The 16,607-nt window shown below is 61.6% G+C and carries 15 protein-coding genes and 1 tRNA gene; all 16 read left to right on the top strand.

Annotated elements, in window-relative coordinates; all coding sequences use genetic code 11:
* Window positions 1-3 precede the first annotated feature (3 nt).
* The 16 genes from murA to DTF_RS0100485 all read left to right on the top strand — a co-directional run bounded on the left by murA (window position 4) and on the right by DTF_RS0100485 (window position 16,327).
* The gene (gene murA / locus DTF_RS0100560) at window positions 4-1,257 is read left to right on the top strand and encodes a UDP-N-acetylglucosamine 1-carboxyvinyltransferase (RefSeq protein WP_027713749.1); all 1,254 of its coding nucleotides are present in this window, start codon (window positions 4-6) and stop codon (window positions 1,255-1,257) included.
* Window positions 1,258-1,355: 98 nt separating this feature from the next.
* Window positions 1,356-2,018, top strand: a complete 663-nt coding sequence (hisG, locus tag DTF_RS0100555; protein WP_027713748.1) for an ATP phosphoribosyltransferase — start codon at window positions 1,356-1,358, stop codon at window positions 2,016-2,018.
* A gap of 47 nt (window positions 2,019-2,065) precedes the next feature.
* Entirely contained in the window at window positions 2,066-3,358 is a 1,293-nt protein-coding gene (gene hisD, locus DTF_RS0100550; protein ID WP_155890630.1) for a histidinol dehydrogenase, read from the top strand.
* Between the two features lie 11 nt (window positions 3,359-3,369).
* Window positions 3,370-3,960, top strand: coding sequence for an imidazoleglycerol-phosphate dehydratase HisB (hisB, locus tag DTF_RS0100545; protein WP_027713746.1), 591 nt, complete (start codon window positions 3,370-3,372; stop codon window positions 3,958-3,960).
* A 50-nt stretch (window positions 3,961-4,010) separates the two neighbouring features.
* Window positions 4,011-4,637: an imidazole glycerol phosphate synthase subunit HisH gene (gene hisH, locus DTF_RS0100540; RefSeq protein WP_027713745.1), complete on the top strand. Its 627-nt coding sequence runs from the start codon at window positions 4,011-4,013 to the stop codon at window positions 4,635-4,637.
* Between the two features lie 48 nt (window positions 4,638-4,685).
* Window positions 4,686-5,426, top strand: coding sequence for a 1-(5-phosphoribosyl)-5-[(5-phosphoribosylamino)methylideneamino]imidazole-4-carboxamide isomerase (gene hisA / locus DTF_RS0100535; RefSeq protein ID WP_027713744.1), 741 nt, complete (start codon window positions 4,686-4,688; stop codon window positions 5,424-5,426).
* A 22-nt stretch (window positions 5,427-5,448) separates the two neighbouring features.
* Window positions 5,449-6,213: an imidazole glycerol phosphate synthase subunit HisF gene (hisF, locus tag DTF_RS0100530; RefSeq protein ID WP_027713743.1), complete on the top strand. Its 765-nt coding sequence runs from the start codon at window positions 5,449-5,451 to the stop codon at window positions 6,211-6,213.
* Between the two features lie 97 nt (window positions 6,214-6,310).
* Window positions 6,311-7,009 (top strand): bifunctional phosphoribosyl-AMP cyclohydrolase/phosphoribosyl-ATP diphosphatase HisIE, encoded by a 699-nt coding sequence (hisIE, locus tag DTF_RS0100525; RefSeq protein ID WP_027713742.1) that lies wholly within the window; start codon window positions 6,311-6,313, stop codon window positions 7,007-7,009.
* A 127-nt stretch (window positions 7,010-7,136) separates the two neighbouring features.
* On the top strand, window positions 7,137-7,583 hold the full coding sequence (locus DTF_RS0100520) for a GatB/YqeY domain-containing protein (protein WP_027713741.1): 447 nt from the start codon (window positions 7,137-7,139) through the stop codon (window positions 7,581-7,583).
* 45 nt (window positions 7,584-7,628) lie between these two features.
* Window positions 7,629-8,120 carry a CvpA family protein gene (locus DTF_RS0100515; protein WP_027713740.1) on the top strand — a complete coding sequence of 164 codons (492 nt, stop codon included), beginning with the start codon at window positions 7,629-7,631 and terminating at the stop codon, window positions 8,118-8,120.
* Window positions 8,121-8,163: 43 nt separating this feature from the next.
* Window positions 8,164-10,533, top strand: a complete 2,370-nt coding sequence (locus tag DTF_RS0100510; protein ID WP_027713739.1) for an endonuclease MutS2 — start codon at window positions 8,164-8,166, stop codon at window positions 10,531-10,533.
* Window positions 10,530-12,335 (top strand): DNA primase, encoded by a 1,806-nt coding sequence (dnaG, locus tag DTF_RS0100505; protein WP_027713738.1) that lies wholly within the window; start codon window positions 10,530-10,532, stop codon window positions 12,333-12,335. The genes DTF_RS0100510 and dnaG overlap by 4 nt, the downstream gene beginning before the upstream one ends.
* A 64-nt stretch (window positions 12,336-12,399) precedes the next feature.
* Window positions 12,400-14,163 carry an RNA polymerase sigma factor RpoD gene (rpoD, locus tag DTF_RS0100500; protein WP_027713737.1) on the top strand — a complete coding sequence of 588 codons (1,764 nt, stop codon included), beginning with the start codon at window positions 12,400-12,402 and terminating at the stop codon, window positions 14,161-14,163.
* A gap of 72 nt (window positions 14,164-14,235) precedes the next feature.
* Window positions 14,236-14,311, top strand: a tRNA-Ile gene (locus DTF_RS0100495).
* 107 nt (window positions 14,312-14,418) lie between these two features.
* A complete protein-coding gene (locus tag DTF_RS0100490; RefSeq protein ID WP_027713736.1) occupies window positions 14,419-15,549 on the top strand; it encodes a Nif3-like dinuclear metal center hexameric protein in 1,131 nt (376 codons plus the stop codon).
* A gap of 67 nt (window positions 15,550-15,616) precedes the next feature.
* The gene (locus DTF_RS0100485) at window positions 15,617-16,327 is read left to right on the top strand and encodes a zinc ribbon domain-containing protein (protein WP_027713735.1); all 711 of its coding nucleotides are present in this window, start codon (window positions 15,617-15,619) and stop codon (window positions 16,325-16,327) included.
* Window positions 16,328-16,607 lie beyond the last annotated feature (280 nt).

The following is a 16,607-nucleotide window of genomic DNA, read 5'->3' as shown; positions in this document are numbered from 1 at the left end:
ACTTTGGAAAAGATAATCATTCATGGAGGCCGCCGCCTGAAGGGGGAGGTCCGGATCAGCGGGGCGAAGAACGCTGCGCTTCCTTTGCTTTTTGCAACCCTACTCGCCCCCTGCACGCACCGGGTCGGCAATGTACCTAAATTAAGGGATATCGATACGGTCGAGAAGCTCTTGACCATTCTCGGCGCCGAAGTGGTCAGGGAAAACGGCACCTTTGCCATCGATGCCTCTAAAATCAGGAGCGTCGAAGCCCCCTATGAACTGGTGCGCACCATGCGGGCATCGGTGCTTGTTCTCGGGCCTCTGCTGGCCCGCCTGGGTCAGGCGCGGGTAAGTCTCCCCGGCGGTTGCGCCATCGGCGCCCGGCCCATCAATCTGCACCTCAAGGGGCTCGAGGCCATGGGCGCCAGGATCGCCCTTGACCACGGCTATGTTGAGGCGAAAGCAAAACGTCTGCGCGGTGCGCGCATCTACTTCGATATCCCGACCGTCGGCGGAACGGAGAATCTGATGATGGCGGCGACCCTGGCCAAGGGGACGACGGTGCTTGAAAACGCCGCCCGCGAGCCGGAGATCGTCGATCTGGCCGCTGCTCTGACAGGAATGGGGGCCAGAATCGACGGCGCCGGCACCGATACGATAACCATCGAAGGGGTCGATGAGCTCAAGCCTCTCAATTACAGGGTTATGCCCGATCGCATCGAGGCCGGAACCTTCATGATCGCCGCCGCCATTACCCGCGGCGATGTGCTGCTGACAGAGGCGGTTCCCGCTCATCTTGAGCCGCTGATCAGCAAACTTCGGGAGGCCGGGGTGGAAATCACCGAAGAGGAGGGAAAGCTCAGGGTTCGCGGGCCCAGGAAAATTTCCTCGGTGAATATCAAAACCCATCCGCATCCGGGATTTCCGACGGACATGCAGGCGCAGTTCATGGCCTTGATGGCGTTCGGCTCGGGGACCAGCGTCATTACCGAGAGCGTCTTCGAAAACCGCTTCATGCATGTCTGCGAATTGCAGCGCATGGGGGCGGATATCACCATCGAAGGACACACCGCCACGGTCAGGGGGGCCAAGTCGCTGGTGGGGGCGCCGGTGATGGCCACCGACCTTCGCGCCAGCGCCAGCTTGATCCTGGCCGGACTGGCAGCGGAGAACACCACCGAGGTCTCCCGCATCTATCATCTCGACCGAGGCTATGAGCGGATCGAGGAGAAACTCCAGGGGCTTGGCGCCGATATCAAGAGAGTTAAAGAATAAAAATCGTCATTGGTCATTTGTCACTGGTCATTTGCATTAAAAATCCGGGCTTTCCGCAGTTGCAAATGACCAATGACAAATGACAAGGGACTGCCTTTATGAGCGATTACATCACCTTCGCCCTGCCCAAGGGGCGCATCATGCAGGACTCCATGGAGCTGTTTGCCAAGATCGGCATCACCTGCCCCGAGATGGAGAAAGGAAGCCGCAAGCTGGTTTTCGAGAACCGCGAGAGCAAATTCCGGTTCATGGCGGTGCGGGCGACCGATGTGCCCACCTATGTCGAATACGGATGCGCCGACCTGGGGGTGGTGGGGAAGGACACCCTTCTGGAGCAGGGGAAGGACCTCTATGAGCCGATCGATCTCAAGTTCGGATACTGCCGCATGGTGGTGGCCGAGCCGAAGGCGCTACGCCAGGAAGACGATCCCGCCAACTGGTCCAATATCCGGGTAGCCACCAAGTACCCCAACGTGACCGAGCGCTTCTTTGCCGCCAAGGGGATCCAGGTGGAGCTGATCAAGCTGTACGGCTCCATCGAGCTGGCTCCTTTGGTGGGACTATCCGAGCGCATCGTCGATCTGGTTTCCACCGGCGCTACCCTGCGGGAAAACGGCATGGTGGAGGTGGAAACGATCGCCGAGATTACCAGCCGGCTGATCGTCAACCGCGCCAGCCTCAAGACCAAGCACCAGCGCATCACCGAAATCATTGAGGGACTCGAGCAGGTTGTAGGAGAGATGCCGACAGTTTCTCTGTGAGGGATGAGGAGAACCGTCCACTCACGCCTCACGCCTTTGGAGTTGCCATGATTCAGCTTTTGCATTTTACCGACCCCGGCTTCGAAGCCGCCTTCAGGGAGATCATCGAGCGGCGGGAGAGCGTGCCGCAGGGGGTGGAGAAGACGGTGGAGGAGATCATCGCCGCGGTGCGCAGCCGGGGCGACCGGGCCCTGTTCGAATACACGGCCCGTTTTGACAGGCTGGAGCTGACGGCCGAAAACCTGGCGGTGAGCGAGGAGGAGATCGACCGGGCTCTCGCCGCCGTCAGCCAGGAATCTCTCGACGCCCTGAAGCTGGCGGCCGGACGGATCGCCTCCTATCACCGGAAGCAGAAAACCGAAACCTGGCTCTCCATCGAGGAGGAGGATGTTCTGCTCGGGCAGATGGTGCGCCCCCTGGACCGGGTGGGCATCTATGTCCCAGGCGGCAAGGCCGCCTATCCCTCCTCGGTCCTGATGAATGCCATCCCCGCGAAGGTGGCGGGGGTCGAAGAAGTGATTATGGTCGTGCCCATGCCCGGCGGCGAGATCAATCCCCACGTGCTGGCAGCGGCCCATCTGGCCGGGGTGGACAGGATCTTCAAGGTAGGCGGCGCCCAGGCCGTGGCTGCCCTGGCCTACGGCACCGAGAGCATTCCCCGGGTCGACAAGATCACCGGGCCGGGAAACATCTATGTCGCCACCGCCAAGAGGATGGTCTTCGGCCAGGTCGACATCGACATGATCGCCGGGCCCAGCGAAATCCTGATCATCAACGACGGCAGCGGCAATCCCGCTCACATCGCAGCCGACCTCCTCTCCCAGGCCGAGCACGACGAACTGGCCTCGTCGATCCTGATCACCACCGATGCGAAATTCGCCGAGGAGGTGCGCGCGGAGGTGGAGGAGCAGCTCGTCCGGCTACCTCGCCAGGCGATTTCCCGCAGCTCCATCGACCGGTACGGCGCAGTCATCGTAGCGGAATCCCTTGACGACGGTATCGCCTTTTCCAACCGGATTGCTCCTGAGCATCTGGAGCTGGCGGTGGACAATCCTTTCGAGATTCTGCCGCGCATCCGTCATGCCGGCGCCATCTTCATGGGTCACAACACCCCCGAGGCGGCGGGCGACTACCTGGCCGGGCCCAATCATACCCTCCCCACGGGAGGAACCGCCCGGTTTTTCTCCCCCCTGGGGGTGGATGACTTCATCAAGAAATCGAGCATCGTCTCCTTCTCTCGGCAGGGGCTTCATAGGCTGGGAGAATCCATCGTCCATATCGCCGAGTTGGAGGGGCTTTCCGCCCATGCCCGCTCCGTATCCATCCGTCTGGAAGACTGAAGGAGGCCGCCGTGTCCCGAAGCGCCACCATCGACCGCAAGACCAAAGAGACCGATATCCATCTGACCCTGGTGCTGGACGGGGCCGGAGAGAGCAGGATCGCCACGCCGGTTCCCTTTCTCGACCACATGCTCACGCACGTCTCCAAGCACGGTTTTTTTGATCTTTCCGTCAAAGCTGGCGGGGACGTGGAGATCGATGCCCATCATACCGTGGAGGACCTGGGGATTTGTCTGGGCGAGGCCTTCAAGAAGGCGCTGGGGGACAAGGCGGGGATCCGCCGCTTCGGCCGGGGGACCATGCCGATGCACGAGGCACTGGCGTCGGTGATCATCGATTTCTCCGGACGCCCCTTTCTCGTGTTCAATGTCGACATGCCCAAGGCCAAGGTCGGCGAGTTCGACACAGAGCTGGTGGAGGAATTCTTTGTCGCCTTCTGCAACCATGCCGGTGCCAACGTCCATGTGAACCTCGCCTATGGCGACAACCTGCACCACATCATCGAGGCGATCTTCAAATCCTTCGGCCGGGCTCTCGACGAGGCAACCGCCTTCGATCCCCGGGTCGAGGGAGTGCTGTCCACCAAGGGAAAGCTGGAATAACTGTCGAAAGCGTCGCAATCTGTTCCAATATTTGATATCTGGAATCATCTATGAGAACCGTCACCATCATTGATTACGGCATGGGTAACCTGCGCAGCGTCCAGAAAGGCTTCGAGAAGGTTGGATCCGCCGCCCTGGTGACCGCCGATCCCCGAGAGGTGGAACAGGCCGAGAGGCTGGTTCTGCCGGGCGTCGGGGCGTTCCGGGACTGCATGGACAATCTCCGCCAGGGCGGATTCATAGAGCCGATCCTGCGCCATGTCGAATCCGGCCGCCCCTTTCTCGGCATCTGCCTGGGACTGCAGCTTCTCTTCACGGAAAGCGAGGAGTTCGGCCGGCACCAGGGGCTGGACATTATTCCCGGAAAGGTGGTGCGCTTTCCGGCCGACCTGCGCCAGGGAGACGAGGAACTCAAGGTGCCTCACATGGGGTGGAATCAGATCGAGATCCGCCGTCCGGCTCCTGTTTTCAAGGGAGTGGAGGACGGCATCTCGGTGTACTTCGTCCATTCCTACTACGTCGTGCCCGAGGACGAGTCCGCGGTGGCGACCGTCACCGACTACGGTATCCCTTTCTGCTCCGCCGTCTGGCGCGACAACGTCATGGCCACCCAGTTCCATCCAGAGAAGAGCCAGCAGGTGGGTCTGCAGATCCTGAAGAATTTTGCAAAATTATGATTGCATGTAGGGGCAATTCTTGAATTGCCCCTACGGAAGGAAATTGGAATGATTGTCATACCCGCGATCGACCTGAAGGAAGGGCGCTGCGTCCGGTTGGAGCAGGGCCTCATGGAGAAAGATACCGTCTATAGCGACGACCCCGCCGCCCAGGCCCGAATCTGGCAGAAGAAGGGGGGAGAACTGCTGCACATCGTCGATCTCGACGGCGCCTTCGCCGGAGTCCCCCGCAACAAATCCGCTATAGAGGCCATCGTCGGCGCCATCGATATCCCTACGGAACTCGGCGGCGGAATTCGCGACCTGGCAACAGTCGAGGCTTATCTGGAACTGGGCGTCGGGCGGGTGATCCTGGGGACGGTGGCCAAGGAGAACCCCGCCCTGGTGGCCGAGGCCTGCCGACTTTTCCCCGGACGGATCGTGGTCGGCATAGACGCCAAAGACGGACTAGTGGCGGTGCGGGGATGGGCCGACCTCACCGAGAAGAATGCCTCCGAAATGGCCCGGGAGATGGAAGGGATGGGCGTCGCCGCTATCATCTACACCGACATCGCCCGGGATGGTATGATGCAGGGGCCGAATATCGAAGCGACCCGCCGGCTGGCCGAATCGATTTCGATCCCGGTGATCGCCTCCGGCGGGGTGTCTTCTCTGAAGGATATCGAAAATCTTCTGGCTATCGAAAAGTCCGGTGTGGTCGGGGTGATCACCGGCAAGGCGATCTACACAGGGGCGCTCGATCTGCGCGAAGCGGTGGCTTTGACAAAAAAGCGTAGGGGCAATTCATGAATTGCCCCTACCTGGAGATAACATGCTGACCAAACGCATCATACCCTGTCTCGACGTCAAAGACGGCCGGGTGGTCAAGGGAGTTCAGTTCATCGGGTTGCGCGACGCCGGAGATCCGGTGGAGGCCGCCGAGGCCTACGACGCTCAGGGCGCCGACGAACTGACTTTCCTCGACATCACCGCCTCCAGCGACAAGCGCAACATCATTCTCGACGTGGTGGCCCGGACCGCCGAGAGGGTCTTCATGCCTCTCACCGTGGGCGGAGGGGTGCGGGAGATCGCCGATATCCGCAACCTGCTCAACGCCGGAGCCGACAAGGTGTCGATCAACACCGCCGCGGTGCACCGCCCTGAGTTCGTCCGCGAGGCCGCCGAGCGCTTCGGCTCCCAGTGCATCGTGGTGGCCATCGACGCCCGGAGGGTCTTGCAGGATGGCGGGCGTTGGGAGGTTTTTACCCATGGAGGCCGCAATCCCACAGGCATCGATGCTGTCGAGTGGGCCGCCCGCATGGAATCGTACGGCTCTGGAGAGATCCTGCTGACCTCCATGGACAAGGACGGCACCAAGGACGGCTATGATCTCGATCTGACCCGGGCGATCAGCGACCGAGTCCGTATACCGGTGATCGCCTCGGGGGGCGTGGGCAATCTCGAACATATCCGCGAGGGCCTCACCGAAGGCGGCGCCAGCGCCGCCCTGGCCGCCAGTATCTTCCACTTCCGCGAGTACACCATTGCCGAATGCAAGGAGTACCTGCGTGAAAGAGGGGTGCCCGTACGTCTGTAAATCTTGAGGAGTGAGGCGTGAGAAGTGATGAACAAAATTATTGAAAAGAGATTTTTTCGCCTCACCCCTTACGCCTAACGCCTCACTTGGAGTTATCATGTCCCTTATTGATCAGCTCAAATTCGACGAAAACGGCCTGATCCCCGCCATCACCCGCGACGCCGAGAACGGCGAGGTGCTGATGATGGCGTTCATGAACGCCGAGGCGGTGGAGAAGACCGTGCAGACCGGCACGGTCCACTACTATTCCCGCTCGCGCAGAAATCTGTGGATGAAGGGGGAGAGCTCGGGGCACGTGCAGACGTTGCGGGAGATCCGTTTCGACTGCGACGCCGACTGTCTTCTCCTCACCGTAGAGCAGCAGGGAGCGGCCTGTCATACCGGCCACCGCTCCTGCTTCTATCGCACCTGGGAGAAGGGCGGAGTCCGCACCGAAGAGGAGAAGACGGTGGACGCCGAAGCCATTTATGCTCAGAGGGATATCCTCGACGCCCTCTACCATGTGATCCAGGAGCGCCGCCAGAACCCTTCGGTCAAATCCTACGTCGCCTCTCTTTTTGCCAAGGGGCTCGACAAGATCCTTGGCAAGATCGGCGAGGAGGCCACGGAAACCGCGGTAGCAGGCAAGGGGGGTGATCGCGAGGAAGTCGTCGCCGAAGTGGCCGACCTCTTTTTCCACACCCTCATTCTTCTCGGTTATTACGATCTCCCTCCTGAACGGGTCTATGCCGAGCTTCGCCGCCGTTTCGGACTGTCGGGGATCGAGGAAAAAGAAAGCCGCGGCAATCCACCGTAGTCGGCAAAGGGCCGAAAAAAAGGTAGTTGCTTCTTGAAGGCAACCGGTCTATTATAAAAAGTTCTTGAAAAAAGGGCGCCGGCTGGCCGGTTGCCCTATTTGCGTTTTCCGCAACCGAGGATCCCAGATGAGCCTGTCACAGCAGTTGAACGAAGCAATGAAAGAGGCCATGAGGGCCAAGGATTCCCTGCGCCTGAATACCATCCGGCAGATCCGCACCAGCGTCAAGAACAAGGAAATAGACGAGCGGCGGGAACTGGATGATCAGGAGATCATAGGCGTTATCTCCATGCTAGTGAAGCAGCGCAAGGAGTCGGCCCAGCTTTACCGGGAGGGCGCCCGTCCGGAACTGGCGGAAAAAGAAGAGCAGGAATTGGCCGTCCTGCAGGAGTTTCTCCCCGCACAGCTCGGAGAGGAAGAGATCCGCAGCATCATCGAGGAAGCGGTAACCAAAACCGGCGCCGCCTCCGTGAAGGATATGGGAAAAGTCATGAAGGTCGTCACCGGCAGGACCCTTGGCCGCGCCGACGGCCGGCTGGTCAGTGAACTGGTCAAGGTCCGTCTCTCCGCCTGATCGGAGGTGGACCGGCCCGGTTGCCGTGGAGCGCAGGAAATGGGGATGAATGTCATCGACATTACGATCCTGAGCATACTCGTCGCCTTTACGGTCAAGGGGCTGTTCCGGGGATTTCTCAAGGAACTCTGTTCCTTGCTGGGCCTTATTGCGGGGGCTGTTCTTGCCTTCAGTTTTCACGCACCCCTGGCGGAAATGTTGGTGCAGTATTTCCAGATGCCTTCCCGAATCGCCATCTTTGTCGCCTTTCTCCTCTTGTTTCTGGCGACGGTGGTCTTTTTTTCCTTGCTCGGTTATGCCCTCTCCCGTTTTCTCAAGCTTCTCTTCCTGGGAGGGCTGAACCGCGTGGCCGGTGGATTCTTCGGGCTGCTCCAAGGGGTATTGCTGCTGACGATGACGCTTTTTTCTCTTTCTCTGACGCCCCTCCCCAAGACGGTGCAGCCCGCTTTCAAGGGATCGATACTTTCGCCTCCTTTTGTCAACCTTGGCGAAACGGTATTGCATGGCAGCCGCCAGGTAATCGCCGAATGGCTCTAATGCGGCACCGCACTGGATTCGCCGGGACACGGCGGCAGGTTTGATGAACGAAGAAACGCTTCGGGTTCTCGAATTCGATAAGATCCGGGTGCTGCTTTCCGGTTTTACGGCAACGGAGCCGGGACGGGAGGTGGCCCGAAACCTTCGGCCCCTCGATTCGCGGGAGGCGGTGGCCTCCTCGCTCGCCGAGATCGTCGAGATGACCGTCCTGATGGCTGCGCAGGGAAGACCGCCGGTTGGGGGATGCCGTGATCTGCGCGAGTCGCTTCGGCAACTGCGGGCCGAGGGGAGTCGGCTGGATCCGGAGAATCTTCTGGAAATTCTGCTGAGTCTGGAGGCGGCCCGGGACTGCCGGCGCTATTTTGGCGATCCGGAGTATGCGCCAGGGCTGGCCGGCCTGGCCGCGGGTCTCGATCCCTTGAGGGGGCTGGCACAGAGCCTGCGTGAGAGCATCGGGGCGCGGGGTGAGATTCTGGACGGTGCCTCTTTCGAACTGGGGGACCTGCGCCGCGGCATCCGTCAGTTGCGCAACCGGATCAAGAAGATCCTGGAGGATATGCTCTCCGCCGATCATCTTGCGACCGTCTTTCAGGACCGGATCATCACCGAGAGGGGCGGCCGCTACGTCGTGCCGGTGCGTGCCGACCACCGCGGCCAGATCAAGGGTTTCGTTCACGATGAATCGGCCAGTGGACAGACCCTCTATGTGGAGCCTGCAGCCGTCCTGGAGCGCAACAACGAGTTGCATGCCCTGTTGCGTGAAGAGAAACGGGAAGAGGAGCGCATCCTGCTGCGGCTCTCGGACGCCGTGCGACACGATGCCGAGGCTCTCCGGACCAACCAGGAGATTCTCGCCAGGCTCGATTTTACCGCCGCCGCCGGCCGGTTTTCCCAGCGAAGCGACGCCGCTGCGCCGCGGTTGGCAGAGGAGCCTCTGATAGAACTCAGAGCGGCCCGCCATCCGCTGCTTCTCTTTCACCCGAACGGAGAACCCCGCCAGGAGGGGGCGGTTCCCATCGATCTGCTGCTCGGTGAGGGGAACGACACACTGGTGGTGAGCGGCCCTAACACCGGAGGCAAAACCGTCGCCCTTAAGACGGCGGGGCTTCTTCTTCTGATGGTTCGCTCCGGGTTGCACATTCCCTGCGCCCCCGACAGCCGTGTCCATCTTTTTGGCAAGATATTCGCCGATATCGGCGACGAGCAGAGCATCGAGGAGAGCCTCTCGACCTTTTCCGGGCATCTGACCCGGATCAGGCGCATTCTCGAAGAGGCCGACGGCGACTCCCTGGTCCTTCTTGACGAGGCGGGTACCGGCACCGATCCTGCCGAGGGCGGCGCCCTGGCCCTGGCGATCCTCGACTCTCTGCGGGAGCGAGGGGCACGGGCCATTGTCACCACGCATCTCAATCTGGTCAAAGGCTATGCCCACCTTAGGGAAGGGGTGGAAAACGCCGCCGTGGAATTCGACGCCCGGACACTGGCGCCCACCTATCGGTTGCACTACGGCATTCCCGGGGCGAGCAACGCTTTCACCATCGCCCGCCTCCTGGGGCTCCCCGAGGGAGTCCTGGCCAGGGCCTCCGGGTACCTGGGGGAGGGGGAGCGGGAAGGGCTGGAACTGACCGAGGAACTCAATCGTCTGGCCAAGGAGCTGGAGCAGGATCGGGCCGAGGCGCGGAGGCAGCGGGAGCGGGCCGAGCAGGAGCGGGAGAAGCGCAAACGGCTCCTGGCCGAACTGGAGGAGCAAAAGGGTGCAATCCTGGAGAAGGCGAAGCGTCGTGGCGAAAGAGTTGTGCGCGAGGCCGAAACGAGGGTGAAAGCCCTTGTCGAGCGAGTCCGGGAACGAGCCTCCGATATCCGAGAACAGGCGGAGCTTGCCGGGGAGATGCGGGCGGTGCGGGAGGAGCTGACCGCCCTTCGTCCCGAGCCGCGCCGCATGGGTGCGGTTCCGAGGGAAGTCGAAGCGGGAGAAATCCTCCGCATCACCGCCCTCGGCGCCGAAGGGGAAGTCGCCCGGGTGCAACAGGGTGGTGAGGTCGAGCTCGTCGTCCACGGCAAGAAGCTGCGCCTCCCCCTGTCAGCCCTGGAGCAGTTTACACCCCGGCGATTTGTCGGCAGAGGGAGCGGTCGGGCCACGGTGCGGAGCCGGGTCGATCGGGAGAGTGCCGGGTCGAAGCTTTTGCTGGTGGGTCAACGAGTGGAGGCGGCCCTTCTTCTGCTCGACCGCTTTCTCGACGACGCCCTGCTGCACGGACTGCACGAGGTGGAGGTGGTTCACGGAGCCGGGGAGGGGGTTCTGCGCCAGGCGGTTCGGGAGTTTCTAGTCGCTCACCGGGGGGTGGCCGCTTTTCATGCCGCCGATCCTGGACGCGGAGGCGATAACGTGACCATCGTTGAGATGAAGAGATGATGGGGCGGATACCGGAAGAAAAGATCCAGGAAATCCGTGAGAGGCTCGATATCGTGGAAGTGGTTTCCTCCTACCTGCCGCTCAAGCGTTCTGGAGCCAACCACCAGGGACTGTGCCCCTTCCACGGGGAGAAAACCCCTTCCTTCAACGTTAACGCCCCCCGGCAGATCTTTCACTGCTTCGGCTGCGGGGTGGGAGGAAACGTATTTTCCTTCCTGATGCGCATGGAAGGGCTCTCCTTCCCCGAGGCCGTGAGGCGGCTCGGGGAGCGCGTGGGTGTCGAGGTCGAAGAGGAGACCCTGTCGCCGGTCGAGGAAAAGCGCCGCGAAGAGGTGGAGCGCCTGGTCCGGATCAACGAAGTGGCCGCCGATTTCTATCATCGGATCCTCCTCGATGAACCGGAAGGGGCGGCGGCCCGCCGCTACCTGCGCGAGCGTGGGTACGACGGCGAAGCGGCCCGCCGGTTTCGCCTGGGCTACGCCCCCGAGCGATGGGACGCCCTGGCGAAGCACCTGGAGACGAAGGGATTCGATCCCGCCCTGGTCCGGGAGAAACTAGGGCTCGTCCGCCCCGGGCGGGACGGGCGAAGCGACTACGATCTGTTCCGCCGCCGGCTGCTTTTCCCCATTTCGGATTCCCGGGGCCAGGTGGTGGCCTTTGGCGGACGGGTGATGGACGACTCGCTCCCCAAGTACATCAACTCTCCCGAGTCCCCCGTCTACCACAAGGGACGCACCCTTTACGGTCTCTATCAGGCGAAGGAAGGGATGCGGCAGACAGGGGAAGGGATCGTAGTCGAAGGATATTTCGACCAGATGGCCCTGGACCGGGCAGGATTCGGCAATGCCGTGGCCACCTGCGGAACGGCCCTGACGGCGGAGCATGCCCGTGTGCTCAAGCGCTATGCCAAGCGCCTGCTGCTCCTCTTCGACCAGGACAGCGCTGGACAGAAGGCGACCTTCCGGGCCATGGAGGCGCTCCTGCCCGAGGGATTCGCCGTGGCGGTTGTGGCCTTGGAGGCCGGCGAGGATCCAGACTCCTTTCTGCGCAAGCGGGGCACGGAGGCATTTCGAACGCGGATGCAGGGGGCGCGTCCGGCCCTGGAGGTGTTCATGGAAGCGGCTCTGGCGGCCTGCGGCGACAGCGTCGAGGGACGGGCACGGGCCGTGGAAGAGGTCATGGACCGGCTGATTCTGCTGCCCAGCGACATTGAACGCAGTCTCTACCGCCGTCTCCTGTCGCAGCGTACCGGAATTGAGGAGGACCTGCTCCGGCGCCGGTCCCCTCCCCCGGCTGATGCACCCTCGCGGCAGGACCCCGTTCGGCCCGTTTCCGCCCCTTCATCCCGCCCTCCGGCCCGGCCGAAAGAGACGGGGGCAGGAACAAGAGCCCAGGAACTGCTGCTGCACATGCTCGATGGGAATCCGGAGATCCGCCGGAAGGTGGCCGGTGAGGGAGTGGAGAGCTTTTTCTCCGATGAGGACCGGCGGGGGATCGCCGAGCGGCTGGTCGAGGATGCGGAGGGGGAAAGTCCCATGCAGCGGCTTCTGGACGACGACCGCCTGAGCGAAGAACAAAAAGCCCTGGTCTCGGGTATTCTTATAAGAGACGCTCAGATCTACGCCGAAGACCCGGAGGCGATCTTTGCCGACTGCCGCCAGGCGGTGGTCAGAGAACGTCTGAGAAAGCGCAGCAAGGAGCTTCCCGGACTTATCCGGCAGGCCGAACAGAGCGGCGACCGGGAAGCCTTGGACGCCTATTACCGGGAGCAGATAGAAATTAATCGTACGTTGAAAAAATAGGTTTAAGGATATCGCATTGTCGATGGCCCCTGCACAGGCGGGGATCGAGAGGAGAAGGCAAGGCATGGCCAAGAAGACCGGGATGGATGAAGTACAGCAGCTCATAGACATGGGGAAGGAGCGTGGGTATCTCACCTATGATGAGGTCAACGACGCCCTTCCGGCGGACATGGTCTCTTCCGACCAGTTGGACGACGTGATGAGCATGTTTGGGGAGATGGACATCGAGATCGTCGATACCGAGCAGAAGCTGTCGTTGCGCAAGGACCAGATACTCGGCGGCGACCTGCACGACGGCGACGAAGAGGAAGAAGAGGAGTCGGAGTTCGAGGCCGGCACTCTGGGGCGCACGAGCGATCCGGTGCGTATGTACCTGCGAGAAATGGGACAGGTGTCCCTCCTTACCCGGGAAGGGGAAGTGGAGATCGCCAAGCGCATCGAAGAAGGGGATGCTCAGGTGACCCGCGTCATCATGCGTTCCCCCATCGCCTTCAAGGAGATCATCTCCCTCGGCGAGCGTCTGGAAAAAGGGCAGATCAGCGTGGCCGAGATCACCAAGGAGTATGAAGAGGAAGAGGGGACCGAGGAAGAAATAAAGCAGCGCCAGCGGGTCCTCGATCTGGTAGCGCAGATTCGCGAGCTCGAAGGCCGTTTCATGGAAATGCGCGAACAGCTCGCTACCGCCGAAGCCGGGGGAAAAGATACCCTGGAGAAGGATTGTCAGGCGCTGAAGGGAGAGATCTTCGAGCTGATGCGTAAAATTCGGCTCAAGGATTTTCAGATCGCCAAGATCGTCGACCGCCTCAAAGAGCTGGCAGAGCAGGTCAAGAAGGGAATGGCCGAGATCAGCGCCTGCGAGGTGGAGCTGAAGCTGCCGCACAAGGAGATCAAGCGTCAGTTGCGCCGCATGCGCAAGAACGAGGAAGAGGCCCGCGCCATCTCTCAAGAGCTGGGCGTTCCGGTCGATTCCCTCCTGGTGGTTGAGAAGCGCCTCAAGAGCGCCCAGCGCAAGTTCAAGAGAGTCGAGGAGGAGTCCGGCTTCGCTCCGGAGGAACTGCTCGAATCCCTCAAGGAAGTGCATAAGGGGGAATGGCGGGCCAAGGCGGCCAAGACCGAACTGGTGGAGGCCAACCTGCGTCTGGTGGTCTCCATCGCCAAGAAGTACACCAATCGCGGCCTGCAGTTCCTCGACCTCATCCAGGAGGGAAATATCGGGCTGATGAAGGCCGTGGACAAGTTTGAGTACCAGCGCGGCTACAAGTTCTCCACCTACGCCACCTGGTGGATCCGCCAGGCCATCACCCGGGCGATCGCCGATCAGGCGCGCACCATCCGCATTCCGGTGCACATGATCGAGACCATCAACAAGCTGATTCGCACCAGCCGGCAGCTGGTTCAGGAGATCGGGCGTGAGCCGGTCCCGGAAGAGATCGCCGAACGCATGGAGCTTCCTCTGGAGAAGGTGCGCCGGGTGCTCAAGATCGCCAAGGAGCCGATTTCCCTCGAGACCCCAATAGGGGAGGAGGAGGACTCCTCCCTGGGAGACTTTATCGAGGACAAGGGGGTGGTCTCTCCCTTGGAGGCGGTGATCAAGGGAAACCTCTCCGACCAGACCGCCCGGGTCCTGTCCACCTTGACCCCCCGGGAGGAGAAGGTGCTGCGCATGCGTTTCGGCATCGGCGAGAAGAGCGACCACACTCTCGAGGAGGTCGGCCAGGATTTTGCCGTCACCCGTGAGCGAATTCGCCAGATCGAAGCCAAGGCGCTGCGCAAGCTGCGGCATCCGAGCCGAGCCAAACGCCTCAAGAGCTTTGTCGAGACGACGTAATGTGCGGTGCGGCAAAAGCTCTTGACAGGACTCTCTCGAAGTCCTAAACTGCGTCTTTGACTGTTAAATCCAGGGCCTATAGCTCAGTTGGTAGAGCCACCGGCTCATAACCGGTTGGTCCCAGGTTCGAATCCTGGTGGGCCCACCACATGGAAACGAGATGAGTCGGGTACTCATATCCACATATCACACGACGTAACACACCGAGAGTGCAACGAGAACAGGGTTGCACTCTCTTTTTTTCCCCGCCGGAGTATGAAAAAAGAACGCATCGCCCGCATCCATGACCTGCTCGGTCTGGTCAACACCCTTTATCCCCCGGCCCTGGCCGAAGAGTGGGACAATGCAGGACTCCAGGCCGGGGACACCGGTGCCGAACTGAACCGGGTGCTCCTCTGCCTCGATCCCTCCGGACAGGCTCTCGATGCGGCCCGCGAAGCCGGAGCCCAGGCCATTCTTACCCATCACCCGCTGATTTTCCACCCTCTTAAGAACCTCACCCCCGGCGACGAAACCGGCCGGATACTCTTCCGCGCCGTCCGGGAGGGCGTGGCGGTCCTCTGCGCGCACACCAACCTCGACCGGGCGGCGCCGGGTCTGAACGACTGGCTGGCCGAACGGCTGGGGCTGTCGGAAATTTCCCCCCTGGCTGCCGACCGCGGCGGAGACCTGCTCAAACTGGTAGTTTTCGTTCCGAGAGGATATGAGGAGGCGGTCGCCGATGCTCTCTTTAAAGGGGGAGCGGGAAAGGTGGGGAATTATGATCGCTGCTCTTTTGCCGCAACGGGAATCGGAACGTTCCGCCCCGGCACCGGGACTGAACCTTTTCTCGGCCGCCAGGGAGAGACGGAGCGGGTGGGCGAAATCCGCCTCGAGACCATACTCCCCCGCGAAGCGAAAGGGAAGGTCGTGGAGAAGATGCTGCGGGCGCACCCTTATGAGGAAGTGGCCTATGACCTGATCCCTCTGGCCAATCGCCGGCCGCATGTCGGATTGGGGCGGATCGGCCGCCTGGCGCAGCCTGTCACCCTGGGCGATTTCGCCGGGGAGGTGAAGGCGGCTCTCGGCGCCGGCTCCCTGCGCCTGGTGGGGGATCTCGCACGTACGGTGGCCAAAGTGGCCGTCTGTGGCGGCAGCGGAGCATCGCTTCTGGGAGAGGCAGTCCGGCAGGGGGCCGACGTCCTGGTTACCGGCGACCTCAAGTACCACGACGCGCGAAGCGCCGAGGGCCGGGGGATGGCTCTCATCGACGCCGGTCATTTCGCCACCGAGCGGCTTATGATTCAGGGGATGGCGGCGGCTCTTCGCGAAGAAACCGAACGGCGGGGACTGAATATCGAATTTATCGAGATGGAGGGGGAGGAAGATCCGTTCAAGACGATCTGAATCCCCCTCAGTTTTTCCGGGAACATCCGTAGTCACGCAACGCAGACACGAAGGGGAGGCAAACAAAGTGCAAGAACAGATGGAGCTGCTCAAGGAGCTGCAGGAAATCGATCAGGAACTGAGCAAGGTCCGCCAGAGCGGGAAGGAACTGGAGACCGAACGATCGGCGCTGAATGCCGATGTCGAGCGCGTTCAGGGCATGGTCGACAGCCTGGCGGCGGACTGCGAAGCTCTCAGGAACCAGCGCCGCGAGCTGACTCAATCCCTGGTCCTGGAGCAGGAGAACGTAAAAAAGGCCGAGGGCCGGCTCCCGACGATCAAGACGCAGAAGGAATATGTGGCGGTACTCAAGGAAATCGATACTGCCAAGAAGATGAACAAGGACATCGAAGACCAGATCCGGGCCAAGGACGGAGAGATCGAGGTTCTGAAAAAGGAACAGGAGGAAAAGGAAGGGGAGCTGGCCTCCCTCCGGGAGAAAGTCGATTCCCGCGATGGCGAAATCGCCGCCGTCCTTGCCGAATACGCTCAGACGGAGGCCGAAAAAGGGAATCAGCGGGACGCCCTGCTGAAGGACCTGCCGGTGCAGCTGCGCAAGCGCTATCAGCTCCTCTTCGACCGCCGCGGCGGGATGGCCGTGGTCGAGGCCAGGAACGGCGCCTGCCTCGGGTGCAACATGCATCTCCCCCCCCAGCTGTTCAACAGCCTCTTCCAGACCCAGGAGATCCAGAGCTGCCCCCACTGCAACCGTCTGCTCTTTGTCAGCTCCAACGGTTGATTCGACCCCTTTTCGCCGGGGTAAACGAAGTGTAAGATGAAGATGATGGTCGGAGAAGGACAGATGATCGCCGGTTCGACGAAGCCTTCGGGCCGAAGCGGACGGGAGGAAAGTCCGGGCTCCGCAGGGCAGGATGGTCCTTAACGGGGACCGGGGGCGACCCCAGGGAAAGTGCCACAGAGAGGAGACCGCTTCGCCTTCGCCAAGGCTTCGGCGAACAAGCCAATCCTAGTGAGCGGCCTGTCCGCCGTAGCCACCGCTTGCGGTGGCGTAGGAGGAG

Origin of the sequence: Desulfuromonas sp. TF, from assembly GCF_000472285.1 — a bacterium.
Taxonomy (GTDB): Bacteria; Desulfobacterota; Desulfuromonadia; order Desulfuromonadales; family ATBO01; genus ATBO01.
The sequence above is the reverse complement of the archived record's forward strand: the minus strand, read 5'-3'. Positions and strand labels throughout refer to the sequence as shown.